The following is a 20,302-nucleotide window of genomic DNA, read 5'->3' on the forward strand; positions in this document are numbered from 1 at the left end:
ATAGAACAGACAGAACGTGAATAATGGCTTGGTCATCGTCAACAATGAGGATCTTTTTCGGCATCATCGGTCAGAACCATTCGATTATAGCAGGAGAGCAGAACCGTACAAAAAAACACCGTGGATAACGTCACACCCTGGGACAGTGGGCATCTCGCCCGCTGTCCATGTTCCCAATATGTTACGCTCACTACCGGGCGCCCATGCGGTGCCCATGCAATAGAACAAGTCTATCTCTCGATCCTTAATACTTTGTCACAGTCTTGTAACAGACGAAAGCAAACGGGGAGAGTCATGCGACTCTCCCCGTTGTGATTGCGAACACGCAGGCTGCAACCAGCCCGCGCCCTACCGACTATTACTTCTTCTTCCCGCCCTTGTGCTCCACGGCCGCGGTGGCGGCGGCGAAGTTGCCGCCCTTGCGGCTGCGCTGCACGGCCCAGCCGATGATCAGCAGGCCGATGACGATGATCAGACCGGTGGTCAGAGTCAGTTCTTTGTACTGAACGATGATCGGCGCAATGATCAGGCTAACCAGGTTGATCACCTTGATCATCGGGTTGAGCGCCGGGCCGGCGGTGTCCTTCAGTGGATCGCCGACGGTGTCGCCGACCACGCTGGCCTTGTGACGTTCAGACCCCTTACCGGTGTTCTTGGCCAGGTTGCGCGGCTCATCTTCGATCGTCTTCTTGGCATTGTCCCAGGCGCCGCCGGCGCTGGCCATGAAGACGGCCAGCAGTTGACCGGACAAGATGATGCCGGCCAGGAAGCCACCCAGGGCCTCAACCTGCAGCGCCAGACCAACCACCACCGGCGTGACGATGGCGAGTAGCGCCAGGTTGACCAGTTCGCTCTGCGCAGCCACCGTGGAGATGGTCACGGCCTGGCGATAGTCTGGCTTGACCTTGCCTTCCATCAGACCCGGAATCTTGAACTGGCGACGGACCTCTTCCACAATCAGGCCGGCGGCGCGCGCCACCGCCTTGATCGCGAGCGCGGAGAAGAGCCACGGTACCGCGCCGCCGATCATGAAGCCGATGAAGACGTTCGGCTCTGAGACACGGATGCCATTGGCCAGGGCGAGGGGATCAATCTTGGAAACGTCGGTGATGTAAGAGCCAAAGAGCGAGACCGCCGCGATGACGGCCGAACCGATGGCGATACCCTTGGTGATAGCCTTGGTCGTGTTACCCACACCGTCGAGGTCGGCCATGATCTGGCGGGCGTCCTTGTCCAGGCCGGCCATTTCACCGATGCCGTTGGCATTGTCGGAGATGGGGCCGAAGGAGTCCATCGCGACGTTGTTGCCGGTCAGGGTCAACATACCGATGCCGGTCAGGGCCACGCCGTAGAGGATGTACGCCACGCCCATGCCAGAGTAGATCAAAACTGAAGCCAGGATGGTGAGTGCAATCACGAGGGCTGCCCACACACTGGACTCATAACCGACAGCCAGGCCGGATAAGATCGTGGTGGCCGGGCCGCCGCTGGTTGAGGCGCGAATCTCACGCACAGGCGTCGCTTCGGTGCCGGTGAAATAATCGGTCAGCCGGTCAAGCACGATCGCCAGCAGAACGCCGGCACTGGTCGAGAGGAACGGTCGCCACCAACCACCGGGAACATCCCGCATATAGAAGAAGGCGACAATCATGAAGAGCACGGTGGAGATGGCGGCTGAGGTCAGGAAGCCGCGGAAGATGGCGGCCATCGCATCGCCCGACTTTCCGGGGCCGGCCTTGACCAGGTAAGTGCCGATGATCGAGGAGACGACACCAATGCCGCGCACCAGCAGCGGGTAGATGATCCAGTTGATCTGGTCGGTGGCGGCGACCAGGGTCAAGCCCAAGATCAGGGCGGAAACGATGGTGACTTCATACGACTCGAAGATGTCGGCGGCCATACCGGCGCAGTCACCGACGTTGTCACCCACCAAGTCGGCGATCACGGCGGCGTTGCGTGGGTCATCTTCGGGGATATCTTGCTCCACCTTGCCGACCAGGTCGGCGCCGACGTCAGCCGCCTTGGTGAAGATACCGCCGCCCACGCGCATGAAGAGCGCCAGCAGGGTGCCGCCAAAACCGAAGCCCAGCAGGGCATCCGGCGCCGCGACGCCAAAGATCATGAAGATGATGGTGCCGCCGAACAGGCCCAGGCCATCGGTCAACATGCCGGTGATGGTGCCGGCACGGTAGGCAATCTGCAGGGCGCCGGCAAAACTCTTACGTGATTCGGCTGCCACGCGCACGTTGGCCTCGACCGCCATGCGCATGCCGATCTGACCGACCGCCAGACTGAAACCGGCGCCCATGATAAAGGCGATGGCGCGACCGAAACCGATCAGCAGTTTCAACGAATTCTCATCCATGCCAGGGAAGCGTTGCAAAGCCTCACGCGACGGCGGCACGATGTATACGCTCAAGAAGAGCGCAATGGTCAGCAGGCCAATAAATGGCAGAATGCTGCGTAACTGGCGACTAAGATAGGCATCGGCGCCCTGCTTGATCGCTTCCCACACTTCCTGCATCTTGGCGGTGCCCTTGTCTGCAGCCAACACCTGACGGCGTAGGAAGAGGGCGTAGACCAAGCCCAAGACGGCGACGACCAGAACGCCCCACAGCGAGAACGCTTCAAATGTCGTCAGGTTCAAATGTTGCAACATGCTCTTTCCTTTCTCCTTGCATTTTCTTCGCGCAAAACGAGATGAGAGATAACGAACCGAGCGGTAGGTGGGTCTGACAGATGTCGAGTCGGAACAAGAAAAAAGCCCCCCTGCGTAACCTGGCGGTACGCCAAAGAGGCCCTGGAAACGCAACAGACCACTGAAGGACACAAACGCGGCGAGTAACGAATGCCCACAGGGGCACATTCGGAAGAAGGCCTCTTTGCCGCTAACAGAATCATTGTAAAGGCGATGACGCGAAATGTCAAAACAAAAAACCGCAGCCGATGAGCGCACAGCGGCGGTCCCCATGCACCGAAACGCCTTGCTCTGTGCCCGAAGTTGTGTTACACTTGTCGTCGCATGACGCCAGTAAAAGGAGCATTATCTTGAGTGTTCGACCTCAGGTTCAATCTGCAGAAGGTGCTTTGCCGCGGGTTGCGTTAGAATCCACTGTGATTGCACACGGTCTGCCCTATCCGCACAATCTGAGATTGGCGCGCCGTCTGGAAGCGCATGTCCGCGAGCACGGCGCCGAACCGGCCACTATTGCTATCTTACACGGCGAATTGCGCGCCGGACTGACCGATTCGGAGCTGCATTACCTGGCAACCGCGACGACGGTGCGCAAGGTCAGCCGGCGAGATTTGCCTATCGTTGTCGCGCAGAAGCTGGATGGCGCCACGACCGTGGCCAGCACGATGTTCATCGCGCACCGCTTCGGCATCGAAGTGTTCGCCACGGGCGGCATTGGCGGCGTCCACCGGGGCACCGTGTTCGATGTGTCGGCTGATCTACCGGAACTGGCGCAAACCCCGGTCACCGTGGTCTGCGCCGGCGCGAAGGCCATTCTCGACCTGCCGGCCACCCTGGAATGGCTGGAGACGCACGGCGTCACGGTGCTTGGCTATGGCACAGACCAATTCCCGGCTTTCTACAGCCGGGAAAGCGGTCTGACGGTAGATGCGCGCGTGGATTCACCGGCTGAGGTGGCTGCCATTGTAAGGGCGAAGCGGCAATTGGGGATGACGAGCGGGCTGTTGGTGTGTGTGCCGGTGCCGGCGGCCGCCGAACTACCAGCGCAGGCGGTCGAACCGTTTATTCAGCAGGCGCTGAGTGAGGCGGATCAACGCGGTATCCGCGGCAAGGCGATCACCCCGTTCCTCCTGGCGCGTGTCAGCGAGTTGACCGGAGAGGCCAGTCTGCGCACCAACCTGGCGTTACTGGAAAACAATGCGCGCGTCGCGGCACAGATTGCCGTGGCCCTGACCGAGCGTTAGCGATTCATCGCGACGCGCAGCAGGGAGAGGGTGTCCGGACAAAAAAGAACCAGGGCAGAAGTCCCCCGCTCCTCTGCCCTGGCCGCAAACTCCCGAAAGAGCTTACGTTGTTAGCATATACGCACTCGCACAAAAAGTCAATCAGGATTGCATAACAAACCCATAACAAATCGCCTGTTTTGGAGCCATTGTTACAGGTTTATTGCACGGCATCAGACGCTGGCAGCCGGTATGAACTGTGAAAGATCCACCGCGATCGGCTGCTCAGGCTGCTTGCTGAAAATCAGATCATCGCCGCCCGTCGTATCCACATCTACGTAGACCACATCACCGGTCTTGAATTCGCCTTTCAACAGGCTCTTGCTCAAGGGGCTTTCCACATAGCGTTGCAAAGCCCGGCGCAGCGGCCGCGCCCCAAACTGCGCGTCGAAGCCCTTCTCGGCCAACCAGCGCCGCGCGGCCAGGCTGAGATCAATGGTCAGGCCCTGTTCCACGAGGCGGGAGGCGATATCCTTGACCTGGATGTCCACAATGCGGATCACGTGCTCCAATTTCAACGGCTCGAAGATGATCACTTCATCAATACGATTCAGAAATTCGGGGCGGAAGGTCTGCTTCAGGCCGCGCTCGATCTGGTTGTGCAGTTCGCGCGTTTCGTTGGCATCGCCGGCTTCGCCGCCCGACCGGATGAAGCCTAAAGCGCCGCCCTTCTTGGCATACGCCGTACCGATGTTGGAGGTCATGATGATGACCGTGTTGCGGAAGTCCACCGTGCGGCCCTGGCCGTCGGTCAAGCGCCCATCCTCCAGGATCTGCAGCAGCGCGTTCCAAACCTCCGGGTGCGCCTTCTCGATTTCATCGAAGAGAATAACCCGGTAAGGACGCCGGCGCACTGCCTCTGTCAACTGCCCGCCTTCGTCGTACCCCACATAACCGGGCGGCGCGCCAAGCAAGCGGCTGACCGTATGCGCCTCGCGATACTCGCTCATGTCAATGCGCAGCAGAGCATCTTCGTCATCGAACATGAAGGCCGCCAACGCCTTGGCTAGTTCCGTCTTGCCCACACCGCTGGTACCCAGGAAGATGAAAGAACCAATCGGCCGGCGCGGGTCTTTGAGACCGCTGCGCGCACGCCGAATCGCATCAGCCACCGCGTTGATCGCTTCGTCCTGACCGATGATGCGCTCGTGCAGCACCTCTTCCATGCGCAACAGTTTTTGAGCCTCGGTTTCCAGCATTTGCGTCAACGGAATGCCAGTCCAACTGGCAATCACCTGTGCAATGTCCTCATCGCTGACCACCTCATCCAGGCCCGTCTCGGACCGCCAGGTGGCGCGCTCAACGGTAAACTCCTGCTCCAACTTCAGACGCTCGGCTTTATACGTGGCCGCGCGCTCGTAATCGCGGGCGGCCCAGGCGGCCTCTTCATCGGCGGTCAGCTTTTGCAGGCTGCCCTTCCTCTCTTTGAGGCCGTCCGGCATGGTGTACAGTGCCACCCGCAGTTTGGCTGCCGCCTCATCCATCAGGTCAATGGCCTTGTCTGGCAGTTTGCGGTCGGCCACGTAACGATGCGACAGCCGCGCGGCTGCAACCAGGGCTTTGTCGTCAATGGTCACTTTGTGGTGCGCCTCGTAGCGATCACGCAGGCCGTGCAGGATGCTGATCGTATCCTCGACGCTCGGTTCTTCGACCCAAATGGGGGAGAAACGCCGTTCCAGGGCGCTATCCTTCTCGATGTACTGGCGGTACTCGTCTGGCGTCGTGGCGCCAACGCAGCGCAATTCACCGCGAGCCAGGGCCGGCTTCATCATGTTGCTGGCATCCATCGCACCCGACGCGGCGCCCGCACCCACCACGGTGTGGATTTCGTCAATGAACAGGATGATTTCACCTTCGGCGCGCTGCACTTCTTCGATCGTCGCCTTCAGGCGCTCCTCGAACTCGCCGCGAAAACGAGTCCCGGCCACCATGGCGCCCAGGTCAAGCGAAAGCACGCGCTTGCCCATGAGAATTTCTGGCACCTCATCGGTGGCGATCTTCTGTGCCAGGCCTTCGACAATGGCGGTTTTACCCACGCCGGCCTCACCGATGAGCACGGGGTTGTTCTTGGTGCGGCGGCTGAGCACCTGAATCACGCGCAGAATTTCGGCATCGCGCCCGATCACAGGATCGAGCTTACCCTCAGTAGCCAGCTTGGTCAGGTCGCGGCTGAATTTCTCCAACGTGCGATAACGGCTATCGGTGGCCTGGCTGGTGATCCGTTGTCCCCCGCGCAGTTGCTCAACCGCCTGGCTGATCCTGTCCCTGGTGATACCATGTTCTTTCAGGATGCGAGCCGTCGGCGTATTGCGCTCGGCCGAGATGGCCAGGAAGAGGTGTTCCGTTGAAACAAACTCGTCCTTCATCCGGCTGGCCTCTTCATTGGCTGTATCGGTCACCCGCTTGAGTCGCGGGGTGATGAACACCTGTGAGACTCCCCCGCCATAGGGCGCGTTCGTCAGCCGGGGCGCTGTTTGCAGCACTTCGTCCAGCTTGGCCGCAACCACGCTGGGCGGCACCGCCAGGCGATCCAAAATCTGCGGCACCATGCCGTTGGCCTGCTCGACCAGGGCCAGGAAGAGGTGCTCGGTGTCTACCTGGGTGTGTTGATAGCGCTGCAGAATTTCATACGCACGCATCGCCGCATCCTGCGCGCGGTCGGTAAAACGATCGAATCGCATCATATGTCTAAAACCACAAGCCTCTGTTTCTTAATTTGTCAGCGTTATCGCGCCGCGATGAAAAACGCTGTGTAGCGCGTGTTCCCATCGTCTCCATCTCTAACGGAACGCTAACACAGGGTTGTTGACAGCAGAGACACAAAGAACACAGGGCCGAAATCAGCTCGCATTCTTTGTGCCTCTGCCGAGCGGGCAATCAGTCGGGCCGTGCCCAGGTCATGGCTGACCTGGGGCGGCCGTCATCAGTTAGGGCGGTCAATAGCGCAACAGAGCGCCGATATTTCCGAGGAGAGAGAGATCGGGAGAATCGTCGCCGCTGACAACCACCACACTATTGCCAGCCTCCAGGGTGCGACGCACCAGGGTGTTGATGACATCAGGCACCGGCAGCATGGGGCCGCCACAGAAGTCGCACGTGGCGGCTGTGACTATCGAGATGTAACTGCAATTCTGACACCGATAGGCCGGCGCCTCGTAGCCCTCCGTCATCACCAACTGCATCACCCGGCCATCCTGCAGCGCAGTCACCGTGTCCGCCAGCCCCATGACGGCCGGGCCGCCCTTGCTGGCGGTGGTCACAACCTGTTCGACCAGGGCACGCTCGCGCGCCACGGCCACCTGGCGAGCCACATTCAGAGCCAACTCGCCGATTTCGGCCGCGCTGGCGTTCGCGTCCACATTGAACGTGCCCACCACGCGCTCTTGCCACGCCCGGGGCAGTTGGCTGCGGAACAGCGACACATTATCGTCGGTCCCGGCCACCATGATGCGTTTGCAGCTACTCTCGAAGAAATGGATGGCCTCCTCGACGGCATCCTTGACATTGCGCTCGACCGTTTCTTCGGCGGCGCGCTGGAAACGCGCGGCGGAGCGACCACCGGCCCGATGATGCTTGACGTCCTCGCCCAACATGCCGCTGACATCTTCCAGGGTTCCCATGTAAAACAGAAAGAGACGCACACCCTCATGGTCCACAACGGCCACACCGTGACGGGCATAGTTGTCCACAAGATTGCTCAGGGGTTTGATGTACGGACGAGGGTTGACGAATACACTGTCCTCGATTGGCACAAAGAGTGGGTAGGCCCGCCAGAAACCATCGGCCTGACAACTGAAGCAGGCGACCCCGCGGCCGTGCCAGTTGTACTCAAAGTCAAAGTAGCGCAGCACACGCTGCAGGTCAGCGCTGCTTGCCTGATCGTCCACAGAGGCAAGCAAACGCCGCAGCGCCAACTTATACTTCTCGACGGTGCGACGGTGCGGGTCCACATTGAGGTAGAGGCTCAGGACCGGCCCCTTCTTTCCCATCATCTCAACCAATTCTTGCAGTTCAGTATCGCGAATCATATATTCCCTCGATTCTGTCGTGCGCGCCTTCGCCATCCCTACGGAATGACCAGGCGCTGACCTTCGTAGATCTTGCTGGCGTCACTGATCCCATTGGCTTGGGCAATGGCGGCGGTGCTCACACCATAACGGGCGGCGATCTGTGAAAGGGTGTCGCCACGGCGCACTATGTAGATGCGCTCGCCGCCACTGCTGCCACCACTGCTGCTACTGCCGCCGGAGCTGCCGGGAACCTTGATGACCTGGCCGGGATGAATGAGGTTCGGGTTGGAAATACTGTTGATGCGCTGCAACTCGGCCACGGTCGTGTTATAGCGGGCCGCAATCGAACCGAGCGTTTCGCCCCGCTGCACGGTGTGCGTGCCATACGGCTGCGTGCTCACATCGGCCGGCTGCTTGCCCGGAATCTTGATCACCTGACCGGCGCGAATGTCACCCGCATCCTTGAGGTTGTTGAGGGCCATCAGGGTGTTGACTTCGGTGCCGAATCGTGTAGCAATGTCGGTCAAGGTGTCGCCGTCCTTGATCACATACGACCAGGTGTCGGCCGGGGCGGGGAGGGTGGCGATGACCGAGGGTGGCGGTGTAACCACGGCCACACCGCCATCAGGCGCAGGCTGCGTGGCAGGTACCGCGGCCTGACCGCCGGTCGTTCCGCCAAGGGGACTGGTGTTGGGTGCGGGCTGCAGGCCGCCCACGGACGGCGTCTGCGTCCAGGTTGCTTCCTGATTGGCCACGGGCCGGTCACGCGTGCAACCGAGCAGCGCGGCAGCCATGAGCAGCAAGCTCAGCGCCACCAATAGTGTCAAGCGAAGTCGTTGTGGATGCATCATGTTTCCTCATTCTCCCTTCAATGGGTGCCTTCTCCCGATTCGTCCACGGTGGACAGTTCCGCTCTTGCCATTCTCCCTGAGAATGGCTGTGCAAACCACTGTCCGAGCCTGCACCGGAGATTACCACGCCTTGGGGACAGCGTCAAGTCACTTCGGCGGCGGATCAGATGACGCCGAGCTGCTTGCCAACCGTGCCGAAAATATCCAGCGCCTGCGCCAGGTCAGCCTGGCTGTGGCTGGCGCTGATCATGACGCGGATGCGCGCCTGGCCACGCGCCACGGTGGGGAAGCCGATGGCCATGGCAAACAGGCCATGTGCGAAGAGCGTGCGACTGAACTGCTGTGCTAACGGCGCCTCGCCCAGCATGACGGGCGTGATGGGTGTCTGGCTGCGGCCGGTATCGAAGCCCAGGCGTTGCATCTCGGCCTTGAAGAAGCGCGCATTGCTCCACAGACGGTCCACCAGCTCGGTGGATTGCTCAAGCAGGTCCACAGCAGCCAGGCAGGCCGCGGTGTCGGCCGGCGTGACCGCACTGGAAAAGAGGAACGGTCGCGCCTTCTGGCGCACAAAGTCAATGACGGTCTTCTTGCCGGCAATCACGCCGCCTACGACGCCAAAAGCCTTGGACAAAGTTCCCACTTCGACATCGAGTCTGCCATGCAGGCCGAAATGATCCACGATGCCGCGCCCGCCGCGCCCCAAAACCCCTTCGCCGTGCGCGTCGTCCACCATCGTCATCACGCCCTGGCGCGCGGCCACGGCGTAGAGATCAGCGAGCGGGGCAATGTCGCCATCCATGGAAAAGACGCCATCGCTGATCAACAGGCCGCGGCGAAAGTTGGGCAAGTTTTCCTGGATGACACGTTCGGCATCTGCCGCGTCGCCATGGGCATAGGGCACGATCTTGGCGCCCGACAAACGGCAGCCATCAATGATAGAGGCGTGATTGAGGCGATCGGAGAAAATGACATCCTCCTTGCCCACCAGCGGCGCGATGACCGCTTGATTGGCGCAGAAGCCAGACTGCACGTAGAGCGCATCTTCCACGCCTTTGAACTGGGCCAGGCGTTTTTCTAACTGCACATGCAGCGCCGTGGTGCCGGCAATCGAGCGCACCGCGGCCGGGCCGACACCCCACTCGGCTATGGCGGCCTGCGCCGCCTGGCGCAGCGCCGCATGATTGGCCAGCCCCAGGTAGTCATTGGTACACATATTGAGCACGCGCTGACCATCCACCACCATCCACGGCCCCACAGCGGAGCCAATGGTGCGCAAATTGATCAACAAACCCTGCCGTTCGAGACTCGCAACCTCTTCAGCAATCCAAGCCAATTGCTCGGCCATGATCTATTCCTCCTTGTTCATCTGTTGGCCATCCGGAAACATGATCACCTTACCGCTCTGCCCGCTCTGCATGACGCTCAGCGCATCCTGGAAATCATCCAGGGCAAAACGATGGGTGATGATGGGCGCCAGGTCCACCGCGCCGGACCGCAACAAGCCACGCATCTGGTACCAGGTTTGCCAGAGCCGGCGGCCCACAATGCCGTAGACGGTGGCCCCCTTGAAGATGATGTGGTTATTGAGGTCGAAGCCGATGGCCGCCGGCGCCAGCCCCAACAGGGCCGCCTCGCCGCCATCACGCAGCGCATGGAAGCCCTGATCCAGTGCGGACGCGGCCCCTGACATTTCCAGCAGCACGTCCACGCCTTCGCCGTCGGTCAGGGCCATGATCGCAGCTACCGGGTCGGTTTCGCTGACATTGTAAGCCTCGTGCGCGCCCATGCGCAGTGCCAGGCGCAGGCGATAGGGGGAGATGTCGGTGGCGAAAATCTGGCGGGCGCCGGCCGCTTTGCACACCGCGATCGTCATCAGGCCCACCGGCCCGCAGCCGGAGACGAGCACCTTGCGCGCCGTCACATCGGTGGCAAACGCGGTGTGGACGGCGTTGCCAAAGTTCTCCTGCAAGCTGGCAATTTCCACCGGCATGTCTGGTGGGTTCAGCCACAGGTTGAACTCCGGCATGGCGATGTATTCAGCCCAGCAGCCATCGCGACCGACGCCGATGATCCGGGTGTTTTTGCAGATATGTCCGTTGCCAGTGCGACACTGCGCGCAGGTCTGACAGGTGATATGGCTTTCGGCCGAGACAAAATCGCCCACCTTCACCTGGGTCACTTCACTGCCCACCTCCACTACTTCGCCGCAAAATTCGTGGCCAACCACGATGGGCGGGTTGATATGCGCCCGCGCCCAGGGGTCCCACTTGAAGATGTGCAGATCGGTGCCACAGATAGATGTGGCCTTGACTTGGATGAGGGCGTCATGGGAGCCGATCCGGGGAATGTCAACCAGGGCCATCTCCAAACCAGGGGAACGTTCGGGTTTGATCACGGCCCGCATCTTGCCACTGTGGGTCATAGAAAGCCTCTCCTTTGAGGTTAGTCAGGGCGAAGTTGGCTCCGCCAGGTGAATCTTACTGCTTCTGATTACTACGGGCTGTCAGCACGGCTTGGGAGATCGTTCATCCTTGTGCTACTGAAATCATAACACGGGTTATGCCGTCCGTCAAGGGTCGTCATAACCGCCAGGCGCACCGCGCCATCTTCGTGTAATCTTCATGATTTTCACATCCAATCTTGATAGGTGTTATGATATAATGAACGCAGAGTAGATATTACCCTCAACAGGAGCGCCGCACCATGAACCGTCGAATTCTGATTGTAGACGACGACAAGAAAACCGTTGACCTGATTCGAATGTACCTGGAAAAAGACGGCTACCGTGTGCTGACGGCCAACGACGGGCAGCAGGCACTGCTCGCCGCACGGCACAAACGGCCCAATCTCGTCATCCTCGACCTGATGCTGCCCACCGTGGATGGCCTGGACGTGTGCCGCATCTTGCGCAGCGAATCGAAAGTCCCCATCATTATGCTCACCGCCAAATCCACCGAACACGACAAGCTGGTCGGGCTTGACCTGGGCGCCGATGATTATGTCACCAAGCCGTTCAGTCCGCGTGAATTGTTGGCGCGGGTGCGTGCGGTTCTGCGCCGCTTGAGCGAAAACGAAGCACGTGAGGTAGATGAAGTGCGCTTCGGCGACCTGCTGGTCAACTTCGTGCGCCATGAGGTGCGCCTGCGGGGAGAGCTTATTCGCCTGACACCCAAAGAGTTCAAGGTGCTGGAGATACTCATCATGGAGCCAGGGCGCGCCTTCAGTCGCCTGGAGCTGCTGGAGCAGGCCTTTGGCTACGATTACGATGGCCTGGAACGCACCGTAGATGTACACGTCATGAACTTGCGCCGCAAGATCGAAGCAAATCTGGAACAGCCCATCTACGTGCAGACCGTGTACGGAATTGGCTATAAGTTCGCCTTCGCGGGAGGTAACGATGTCCAATAGTCTGCGCTTGCGCTTGCCGCCGCACACTCTGCCGCCAGGCAATGCCCCGCTCGTTTCGATGTTCAACAGTCTGCGCTTTCGTCTGCTCCTGATGCTGGCTGTGGTCGTGGTGGTGACGATCGGCATCGCCGCGCTGGTCGGCGGTTGGGCCATTACCAACCAGTTCGAGAGCTATGTCAACATGGGCGGCACGATGAGCATACGCTGTTTCGATGTGGCCGTCGCCGCCGGTACGCGTGTCGGTGAGGATGTCTTCATCCGCTCGGTCAATCGCACCCTGCTCACAGCCATCGTGGCCGCCGGCGTCATGGCCGTCCTTCTCACCCTGGCCTTTACGCGCCGCATCCTGGGGCCTGTCAGCGCGCTGACTAAAGCGGTACGTCGCCTGGAGGCCGGCGATTTGCGCCAACGCGTGAAGGTGGAGAGTACGGACGAACTGGGCGCGCTGGCGCATGCCTTCAACGCGATGGCCGACGGACTGGCGCGCACCGAGCAACTGCGGCGCCACCTGGTGACCGATGTCGCACATGAGCTGCGCACGCCGCTGACCAACATTCGGGGTTACATCGAAGCCCTGCAGGATGGCGTGGCCGATCCAAGCCCGATCGTGCTCGACTCCATCCATGAAGAGGCCATGCTCCTCAATCGCCTGGTGGAGGATTTGCAGGAACTGGCCCTGGTGGAGGCCGGCCAACTTAAGTTGGTGTGCCAGGCCGTGGCGCCAGACGATCTCATTCTGCGCGCGGTCACTTCCGTGCAACCGGCCGCCGTCGCCAAGCAGATCAAGATCGCGGCGGACCTGCCGGAGACCTTGCCGCCCGTCTACGCCGATCGCGAACGGATTGGGCAGGTGCTGCATAACCTGCTGGACAACGCCATCACCCACACCACCGCGCAGGGAGAGGTCACCGTCAGCGCGCGCGTCAGTGGCCCGGAGATAGAGATTGATGTGCGTGATACCGGCGCGGGAATTGCTTATCAGGACCTACCCAATGTTTTCGAGCGTTTCTATCGAGCCGATCGTTCACGGGCGCGCGACACGGGTGGCTTTGGACTGGGTCTGGCCATCGTCAAACAGTTGGTGGAGGCCCATGGTGGCCGTGTCTGGGTGCGCAGCACAGTGGGCGTTGGTTCCACGTTTCTCTTTACCTTGCCCATCGCCTCGTCAGTCGAAACGGGTTGACACTGGCCGGTTGGCTGCGGCTTCCTACGGCGCACATGAGGCTCCGTGACGAATATCGGGGCGTTGGCGTCCAAGTGTCTGAAATTGAAAATTCAGATAGCCAGTAGGGAGAAACATTCATGAAAAATAAATGGTTGATGGGGATTATTGTGGCGGCGGTCGTCATTGGGAGCGGCGTCGTGATCCTGGGACGCGGCGCCGGGCAACAGACGCCGTCCCTGGAAGCCGCGCCCATCGCTCAACAGACGACGAGCGCCATTGTGGCCGAGGGCCGCGTCGTGCCGGTGCAGTCGGCCGGGCTGAGTTTCGCCGCGAGTGGGATTGTGGCCGAGGTGTTGGTAAAGGAAGGCGACGTGGTGTCAGCCAATCAGGCGCTGCTGCGGCTGAACGGAGCGCGGGCGCAGGCCAACGTCGCGCAGGCCCAGGCCAGCTTGAGCCGGGCCCAGGCACGTTTGACCGAATTGAAGGCCGGCCCCCGCGCACCGGAAATTGCGTCGGTGGCCGCGGCGCTGGACGCGGCGAGCGCGCAGTTAGCGCGCATTCAGGCGCCGGCGCGCGCAGAAGACCTGGCCGCCGCGCAGGCCGAACTGACGGCTGCGCGCGCCACCCTGCAGAAGGTTCTGGAAGGGTCGAGTCAAAAGCAACTGATTGCAGCCGCAGCAGAACTGGCCAATGCAGAAGCGGCCGTGCGTCAGGCGCAAGCAGCCTATGATCGGGTGCAGGGCGATCCCAACATCGGCGCACGACCGGAAGCGTTGCAGCTTCAACAGGCGACTAATAATTACAATGCGGCCGCGGCGCGCTATGAAGATTTGAAGCAGGGCGCCAGCGCCGCGGACATTGCCCAGGCGCGCGCCCAGATGCAGCGGGCGCAGGCAACGTTGGACAAAGTAAAGGCGCCGGCGCGAGCCGAGGACATTGCCGCAGCCCAGGCCGATGTGCGGCGGGCGCAGGCGCAGCTTGACTTGATCGAAGCGGGGACGCGGCCAGAGGTCGTGGCCGCGGCGGCCGCCGATGTGGAAGCCGCCCGCGCCGGGCTTGACCAAGCCCAGGCCGCGCTGGCCGACACCGAACTGCGGGCGCCGTTTGCCGGCGCCGTGGCGGTGTTGAGCGCCAAAGTGGGCGAGAATGTCGCACCTGGCATGGTGGCTGTGCAATTGGCCGACCTGAGCGTCTGGCAGATCGAGACCGAAGACCTGACCGAGATCGCGGTGGTCAAGGTGAGCGCGGGCGACACGGTCAAGCTAACCTTCGATGCCATTCCTGACCTGGAAATGACGGGTAAGGTGTTGACGATCGGCGCGCTTGGCGTCAGCAAACAGGGCGACATTACCTACAAGGTGGTCATTGCGCCAGAGAAGAGCGATTCCCGCCTGCGCTGGAACATGACCGCGTCAGTCACGCTGAGCAAGTAATCTCCTGAAGGAATTCTCACACAAGACACAAAGATACAAAGAAGACAATTTGCATCTCGATGTCTCTATGTTCCTGTGTGAGACATTCGATCCGGAATGTCCAGATTCTTGGTAACTGCTCACCCTGCAGACCGATTTGGACAGGATGAACAGGATGTACAGGATTCTTGCTCTGTGGTGTGCAAAACTATCGGCACAAGAGTGTAACTGCTCACCCTGCAAGTTGATTTGACCAGGATGAACAGGATTCTTGCTCTGTGGCGTGCAAAACTACCGCCACGAGAGTTCGAATATCCTGTCAATCCTGTGAATCCTGTCTGAATTCCAGGCAGGCTGAGCAGTTACGATTCTTGCAGGAATCTACGAAACGCCGATCGTCTCGCCACGCTCGCTCACAAGCACCTTGTCCACGCGCCGGCCATCCATATCAACCACTTCGAACTCGCAGTTTTCCCAGGTAAAGCGGTCGCCGGCGCTGGGGATATGACCGAGCTGGCGCATGATGAAACCGGCCACGGTCAGGTAATCGCCGGCGCCGGGCAGATCATCCAGGTCGAGCAGTTCCTGCATCTCGTCCACCGGCAGCGCGCCGTCGAGGAGCCAGGAGCCATCCAGCCGGCGCACCGCCTCGGTTGGTTGGGCCTCGTCCGAAATGTCGCCCACGATGGCCTGCAGGATATCTTCGAGGGTCACCAGGCCGGACACGCCGCCGTACTCATCCAGAATCAGCGCCATCTGGCTGCGCGCCCGCTTGAGGATTTCCAGGACACGCAGCGCGGGGGTGCTTTCAGGCACCAGCAGCGGCGGCTGCAGCACCGATTCGAGCGACAGACTGTCACCGCGGCCCGCGCTGGTCAGCAGGTCACGGGCGCGCACCACGCCGGCGATGGCATCGAGCGCGCCGCGGGCCACGGGAAAACGCGTGAAGGTAGTCGTAGTGATCTTGCGCCAGACCTCTGCCGGGTCGTCGTCGAGGTCCAGCCAGACGATGTCCGGCCGCGGGGTCATCAGCGTGGCTGCGGTGCGGTCGCCCAGGCGCAGGGTGCGGCGCATGATGTTCTGCTCGGCCGCGTCGAAAACGCCGGCCGCGGTGCCTTGTGCGATCAGCACTTTGAGTTCATCCTCGGTGACAGGCGCATCCTTGATGTCAGTTATGCCAAACAGGCGCAGGACCAGGGAAGCAGAGAAACTCAAGAAACGCACGGCCGGAGAGGCCCATCGCGACAGCACGCGCATCGGCCGCGCCACCAGGCTGGCCAGGCGCTCTGGATTGGAGAGCGCCAGACGCTTGGGCACCAGTTCGCCCAACACCAGCGAAATGTAAGCCACGATGATGACCACAATCACCAGGCTCAACGCCCGGCTGTAGGGCGCCAGGAGCGGCGCCCGTTCCAGAAGAGTCGCCAACTGGCCGGCCAGGGTTGCCTCGCCAAAAGCGCCGGCCAGGATGCCCACCAGGGTGATGCCAATCTGCACGGTGGAGAGAAAGGCCATCGGTTCGTTGGCTAACTCAAGCGCGATTTGGGCCGCTTTGTCGCCATCATAGGCCAGGCTCTGCAGCCGCGCCTTGCGCGCGGACATCAGCGCGGCTTCGGCCAGGGCCAAGACGCCGTTGAGTAGAATGAGAAAGAATAAGACAGCGACGTTGGTCATGAATGATCCTCTTCACGGCCAGGGGCGACCGGGCGTCCCGACCAGGTTCGGGACGCCGAACCGTTACGGATCGAGCAGCACGGCCGCGCTGTACGGCGGCAGGGTGACGCTGGTCACAGCCTGATAGGTGAGGCTGCCGGTTGGAATCCCATTGGCGGGCAGCGTTCCTCCCCCGCTGGCAACGGCGCGCTGAAAGCTGCCGCCCAGGTTGATGGTCACCGTGATGCCGCTGCCATCCCAGGGGTTGGTGGGGTTGACCAGGACAAAGCCGTTGTTGAAATTGCGCCGGTAGACCTGATTGGTTGCATCATACAGGTTGGCAATGCTGACGCCGGCGCTCTGCGTCGGTGCGCCAATGGGAATATCATACTCCGGCCACCACTCCGGTTCCAAATCCAGGTCAACGTTCATAAAAGTGCGATTGCCCTTGATGAGCAAGTAGGAACCCAGGGCAAACATGCGCTCCTGAACACCCCCCACATAGGTTTGACCCAGAATCGCCTGCCCGCGGTTGACCGCGCCCAGGATACGGTTCATCTGGAGCTGCCAGTCGGCGTAGGGATAAGGGCTGGCGTCGGCCTCCAGCGCGAAGCCTTCGATCATCAGCCCATCGGCCGCGGCGTAACCGGTGGTCTCGCGGCTGGTGATCCAACTGCCGACATTAGGCACCAGGTAGTAGGCGCCCAACGGCTGCGTCTGCAGCCAGGCCAGCCAGGCGTCGATGCGCGTGGCCCAGGCGCTTTCGAAGGTCTCGTCCACGGCGGGCAAAGGCGGGCTGTAGTGATCGGCGCCCAGGTAATTGGGCACGCTCAAGCTATCCATGAAGAGGCCATCGTCAGCATTGGCCTGCAGTTGGCGCAGCACCTCGGCTTGCCAGTAGGAACGCCAGGCGCTGTTGTTCAATTCCACCAGGTACCAACCCCAGTCGCAGTTGAGAACGCGTGGGCCGCCCGTCTCCGGCCAGTGAAAGAACCAGGGTTCCTGCACCACGCCGTTGCCCGGCCATTCCTGCACCCAGGCGTTGCCTTCGATGATGTGCAACCAGCCGCCGGTGGGCTGGCAACCGTTCTGAATGGCGCGGTAGCCCAGGCCGTGACCCAGCCGGTAGTGCAGGATGAGGAAATTGGGGTTGACCGCGCGCAGGCGATCGGCTTCGGAGCGGATCATCTTCTGCGTGCCGGCGTAGTGCGTGGCGATGAACTGAACCTGCGCCTGCGTCATGCCCTGGCTCAACTGGTCGTTGAACACATGCACGCCGCTGCTGGTATCCGGCCAGGCGCGTGGCGCGCCGCCGCCCGGTGTGACGGTGGGGGTGGGCGTGGCGGTTGATCCCGCTGTCGGAGTGGCCGTGGGCGTCCGCGTCGCGGTGACCGTGGGCGTCCGCGTCGCGGTGGCCGTGGGCGTCCGCGTCGCGGTGGCCGTAGGCAATGGCGAGGCGGTGGACGTTGCGGTCGTCCAGGGCTGCTGCCAGCGGCTGGCAACGAGCACGATGAAGCTGTGGCAGGACGGACTGACCGTCGCGGCCATGATGTCGAGAATGTCAACCACGCCATTGCCATTGGCATCAGTGACGCACTGGCCCTGGCCGGGCGTGGGCGTCGCGGTGGGGGTGGGCGTCGGCGTCGGCGTGGGACCGGTTGGCGCCAGAAGGAGGCGATTACCGGCCGCGCTGACGGCGAAACCGCTGACGGTGACGAGGCCCTGACCGGTGGCGACCACGGTTCCACTGGCGACGAGTCCGTTGTCGTTGACGCGGCGGTTCTGCCAGGCATAGGTGGCGCCCGGCATGATCGTGAAGGTCTGCAAGCGCCGGGGCGTGACATCCACGGTTTGGTTGGAGCTGTCCGTGGTGCGCAGGCTGATGCGCCACTGGCCGGCCGTGTCGAGCGGCGCGCCGTCCCAGGGGTTCCAACTGGCGGACCAATCGAGGGTTTGATTGTAGCCGCCGGTGGGGCCGGGCGGGTTGGGCGGAGGCAGCGCCAGATCGCCGCTGGCGTTGCTCAAGCCGGGCACGCTTTCGTTGAGCAGCGCCTGCAGAGCAAAGAAGGGAACCAACGAGGAATCGGGCGCGAGGGTGGGCGGCAGGCCGTTGAAGCCCAACCAGGTGTGCCCGGCATCCACCACGACGCCGCCCCAGGCGCGGCGTCCGGCGTTGAACGGGACATAAGCCGGGCGGCCCTGCGTGGCCCATTCGATGGTATCGTCCAGGCGCCCGTGGCCAACCCCAAAGGGCGCCATCTCATCGGCCAGGCGATTCTGCACCTGCGCCTGGTGATTCTGCCAATCCCAGACGCCCGTGCCGTTGTAGCCCTGCAGATGGTCGGCCCAGGCGCCCGGGCCGCGGATCAACACCGGCAGATTGAGCGCCGGCGCGCCCCACTTGGGCGTCAGATCAGGGCGCCAATCCAGACCGCCGCCATCGCCCGCCGTGGCGTAGTTGGTCATCGGCTCACTGGCGTAGGCGGCGGCAAAAACATTGGGGTAGCGCAGCGCAAACGCCAGCGTGCCACTGCCGCCCATCGAGGTGCCGTAGATGTAGAGGCGGTTGCGGTCCACCTTCGGCCCCAGGGTTGGATGGCGCAGCAGGTCGTAGAGCATACGCAGGATGCGCTGCTCGGTGTAGTTGACAATGGTGTCACCGGCCAGCGGTGTGGTGGTCAGGCGGTAGTCTCGATCCTGGTCGAAGCCAAAGTACCAGGTTTGGCTGACATCCACCGGGTAAACGTTGAACGAGCACCAGTAGGGGTCGGGATGACTGCTGGGCGGGTCGTAGGCATTGTCACCCCAGCCGTGCAATGACACGAGGAGGGGCGCCTGTGCGGGCACGCTGCCGTCACACAGGCTGGCGATCGGCTCATAAACGACATAGTCATAGGCATATTGAAGGGCGCCCGCGATGGCCGGCGCATTGGCATCCAGGCCGTAGTAGGCGTTGGTGGGATTGGGCGCATGAAACGTGGGGTTCCACTGCTGCAGATCCATGTACTGAATGAAGACATGCCCGCCGGCGCCCACGTTCGCGTTGATCGCGACCGGCAACGGGTCGTTGACTGTTTCGGGCAGCGGCCCAATGCTGTTGGCGCTGGCAAAATCGCTGCGATTCTCCTGGCCCTGGCTATCCACCGTGGTGACGGCGTAGTAGCCCGCGCCAGAGGTGAAGCCGCCCAATTCGGCGGTGTGCAGTTGCCAGACCAGGAGACCCACGCCGGCCGCCAGCGGCGCGGCCTGATCGCTGATGACAAAGCGGTCAACGTAGCGCGGTTGCCAGGTGCCGCCGCCGCCCACATTGTAACGGTTGGCGTAGAAGCGTCCGGAATCCTCGGCCACTTCGAGCAGCGGCCGCGCCTGCGCCAGGTTGGCGGCGTTGATCGGCAGATAGTGGCGATAGATGCGATAATGCTCGCCGGTCAGGTCGCCGCGCTCGCTCCAGGTGATGAAGGTTTGGCCGCTGCGGTGCATGGCGGTGACGTTGGTGGGCTGCGGCGGCGAGGCGCTGACGCCTTCGACAGGCGCACAGCCGAACCAAAGCAGGGTGACGAATAGCAAGGGAAAAAGTTTCAGGTGATGTCTCGACATGGTGTCCTCCAAATTGGCTGACGAGGGTCGCGTCTGCCTGTTACAAGGCGCAGGCCACGAGCAGCAGCAGTGAGGTCGTCAAGTTGGGTGCGCTGGCGAGTATCGTACATCCGTCGGGCGGCGCGGTCAAGCGTACTATCGGGTGAACAGCAGTGAAGAATCGTAACTGCTCACCCTGCAAGTTGATTTGGACAGGATGAACAGGATGAACAGGATTCTTGCTCTGTG

The 20,302-nt window shown here is 61.8% G+C and carries 12 protein-coding genes; 4 read left to right on the forward strand and 8 right to left on the reverse strand.

All coding sequences use genetic code 11. The features are described from left to right. Positions 1-358: 358 nt before the first annotated feature. A complete protein-coding gene (locus tag IPF85_RS18830; protein ID WP_343409600.1) occupies positions 359-2,659 on the reverse strand; it encodes a sodium-translocating pyrophosphatase in 2,301 nt (766 codons plus the stop codon). A gap of 344 nt (positions 2,660-3,003) precedes the next feature. Here IPF85_RS18830 and IPF85_RS18835 point away from each other — a divergent pair, with 344 nt between their 5' ends. Further along, positions 3,004-3,939 carry a pseudouridine-5'-phosphate glycosidase gene (locus IPF85_RS18835; RefSeq protein WP_343409601.1) on the forward strand — a complete coding sequence of 312 codons (936 nt, stop codon included), beginning with the start codon at positions 3,004-3,006 and terminating at the stop codon, positions 3,937-3,939. A 212-nt stretch (positions 3,940-4,151) separates the two neighbouring features. Here the strand turns inward: IPF85_RS18835 and IPF85_RS18840 are convergent, their stop codons facing one another. The 5 genes from IPF85_RS18840 to tdh all read right to left on the reverse strand — a co-directional run bounded on the left by IPF85_RS18840 (position 4,152) and on the right by tdh (position 11,261). After that, complete coding sequence (locus IPF85_RS18840) at positions 4,152-6,617, reverse strand: AAA family ATPase (protein WP_343409602.1); 2,466 nt, start codon at positions 6,615-6,617, stop codon at positions 4,152-4,154. Positions 6,618-6,914: 297 nt separating this feature from the next. Beyond that, complete coding sequence (locus IPF85_RS18845; RefSeq protein ID WP_343409603.1) at positions 6,915-8,006, reverse strand: hypothetical protein; 1,092 nt, start codon at positions 8,004-8,006, stop codon at positions 6,915-6,917. 38 nt (positions 8,007-8,044) lie between these two features. Beyond that, positions 8,045-8,839: a LysM peptidoglycan-binding domain-containing protein gene (locus IPF85_RS18850; protein WP_343409604.1), complete on the reverse strand. Its 795-nt coding sequence runs from the start codon at positions 8,837-8,839 to the stop codon at positions 8,045-8,047. 163 nt (positions 8,840-9,002) lie between these two features. Continuing rightward, on the reverse strand, positions 9,003-10,184 hold the full coding sequence (locus tag IPF85_RS18855) for a glycine C-acetyltransferase (protein WP_343409605.1): 1,182 nt from the start codon (positions 10,182-10,184) through the stop codon (positions 9,003-9,005). Positions 10,185-10,187: 3 nt separating this feature from the next. Further along, complete coding sequence (gene tdh, locus IPF85_RS18860; protein ID WP_343409606.1) at positions 10,188-11,261, reverse strand: L-threonine 3-dehydrogenase; 1,074 nt, start codon at positions 11,259-11,261, stop codon at positions 10,188-10,190. Positions 11,262-11,542: 281 nt separating this feature from the next. Between tdh and IPF85_RS18865 the strand changes: the two genes are divergently transcribed. From IPF85_RS18865 to IPF85_RS18875, 3 genes are all read left to right on the forward strand, one after another. Next, positions 11,543-12,247 carry a response regulator transcription factor gene (locus IPF85_RS18865; protein ID WP_343409607.1) on the forward strand — a complete coding sequence of 235 codons (705 nt, stop codon included), beginning with the start codon at positions 11,543-11,545 and terminating at the stop codon, positions 12,245-12,247. Next, entirely contained in the window at positions 12,237-13,430 is a 1,194-nt protein-coding gene (locus IPF85_RS18870; protein WP_343409608.1) for an ATP-binding protein, read from the forward strand. Before IPF85_RS18865 ends, IPF85_RS18870 begins: the two co-directional genes overlap by 11 nt. Positions 13,431-13,549: 119 nt before the next feature. Beyond that, positions 13,550-14,845: an HlyD family efflux transporter periplasmic adaptor subunit gene (locus IPF85_RS18875; RefSeq protein WP_343409609.1), complete on the forward strand. Its 1,296-nt coding sequence runs from the start codon at positions 13,550-13,552 to the stop codon at positions 14,843-14,845. A 360-nt stretch (positions 14,846-15,205) separates the two neighbouring features. On the opposite strand, the gene IPF85_RS18880 is transcribed toward IPF85_RS18875, so the two are convergent. Both IPF85_RS18880 and IPF85_RS18885 read right to left on the reverse strand, forming a co-directional pair. Further along, positions 15,206-16,498 carry a hemolysin family protein gene (locus IPF85_RS18880; protein WP_343409610.1) on the reverse strand — a complete coding sequence of 431 codons (1,293 nt, stop codon included), beginning with the start codon at positions 16,496-16,498 and terminating at the stop codon, positions 15,206-15,208. 63 nt (positions 16,499-16,561) lie between these two features. Beyond that, positions 16,562-20,074: a putative glycoside hydrolase gene (locus tag IPF85_RS18885; RefSeq protein WP_343409611.1), complete on the reverse strand. Its 3,513-nt coding sequence runs from the start codon at positions 20,072-20,074 to the stop codon at positions 16,562-16,564. Between the last annotated feature and the right edge of the window lie 228 nt (positions 20,075-20,302).

The sequence above is a fragment of the Candidatus Amarolinea dominans genome (genome assembly GCF_016704685.1).
GTDB lineage: Bacteria > Chloroflexota > Anaerolineae > SSC4 > Amarolineaceae > Amarolinea > Amarolinea dominans.

Bases quoted from the DNA above. Each gene is read 5' to 3' on its own strand.
- IPF85_RS18830 (WP_343409600.1), bottom strand. From the start codon at position 2,659: ATGTTGCAACATTTGAACCTGACGACATTTGAAGCGTTCTCGCTGTGG.
- IPF85_RS18840 (WP_343409602.1), bottom strand. From the start codon at position 6,617: ATGCGTGCGTATGAAATTCTGCAGCGCTATCAACACACCCAGGTAGAC.
- IPF85_RS18845 (WP_343409603.1), bottom strand. From the start codon at position 8,006: ATGATTCGCGATACTGAACTGCAAGAATTGGTTGAGATGATGGGAAAG.
- IPF85_RS18850 (WP_343409604.1), bottom strand. From the start codon at position 8,839: ATGATGCATCCACAACGACTTCGCTTGACACTATTGGTGGCGCTGAGC.
- IPF85_RS18855 (WP_343409605.1), bottom strand. From the start codon at position 10,184: ATGGCCGAGCAATTGGCTTGGATTGCTGAAGAGGTTGCGAGTCTCGAA.
- tdh (WP_343409606.1), bottom strand. From the start codon at position 11,261: ATGACCCACAGTGGCAAGATGCGGGCCGTGATCAAACCCGAACGTTCC.
- IPF85_RS18865 (WP_343409607.1), top strand. From the start codon at position 11,543: ATGAACCGTCGAATTCTGATTGTAGACGACGACAAGAAAACCGTTGAC.
- IPF85_RS18870 (WP_343409608.1), top strand. From the start codon at position 12,237: ATGTCCAATAGTCTGCGCTTGCGCTTGCCGCCGCACACTCTGCCGCCA.
- IPF85_RS18875 (WP_343409609.1), top strand. From the start codon at position 13,550: ATGAAAAATAAATGGTTGATGGGGATTATTGTGGCGGCGGTCGTCATT.
- IPF85_RS18880 (WP_343409610.1), bottom strand. From the start codon at position 16,498: ATGACCAACGTCGCTGTCTTATTCTTTCTCATTCTACTCAACGGCGTC.
- IPF85_RS18885 (WP_343409611.1), bottom strand. From the start codon at position 20,074: ATGTCGAGACATCACCTGAAACTTTTTCCCTTGCTATTCGTCACCCTG.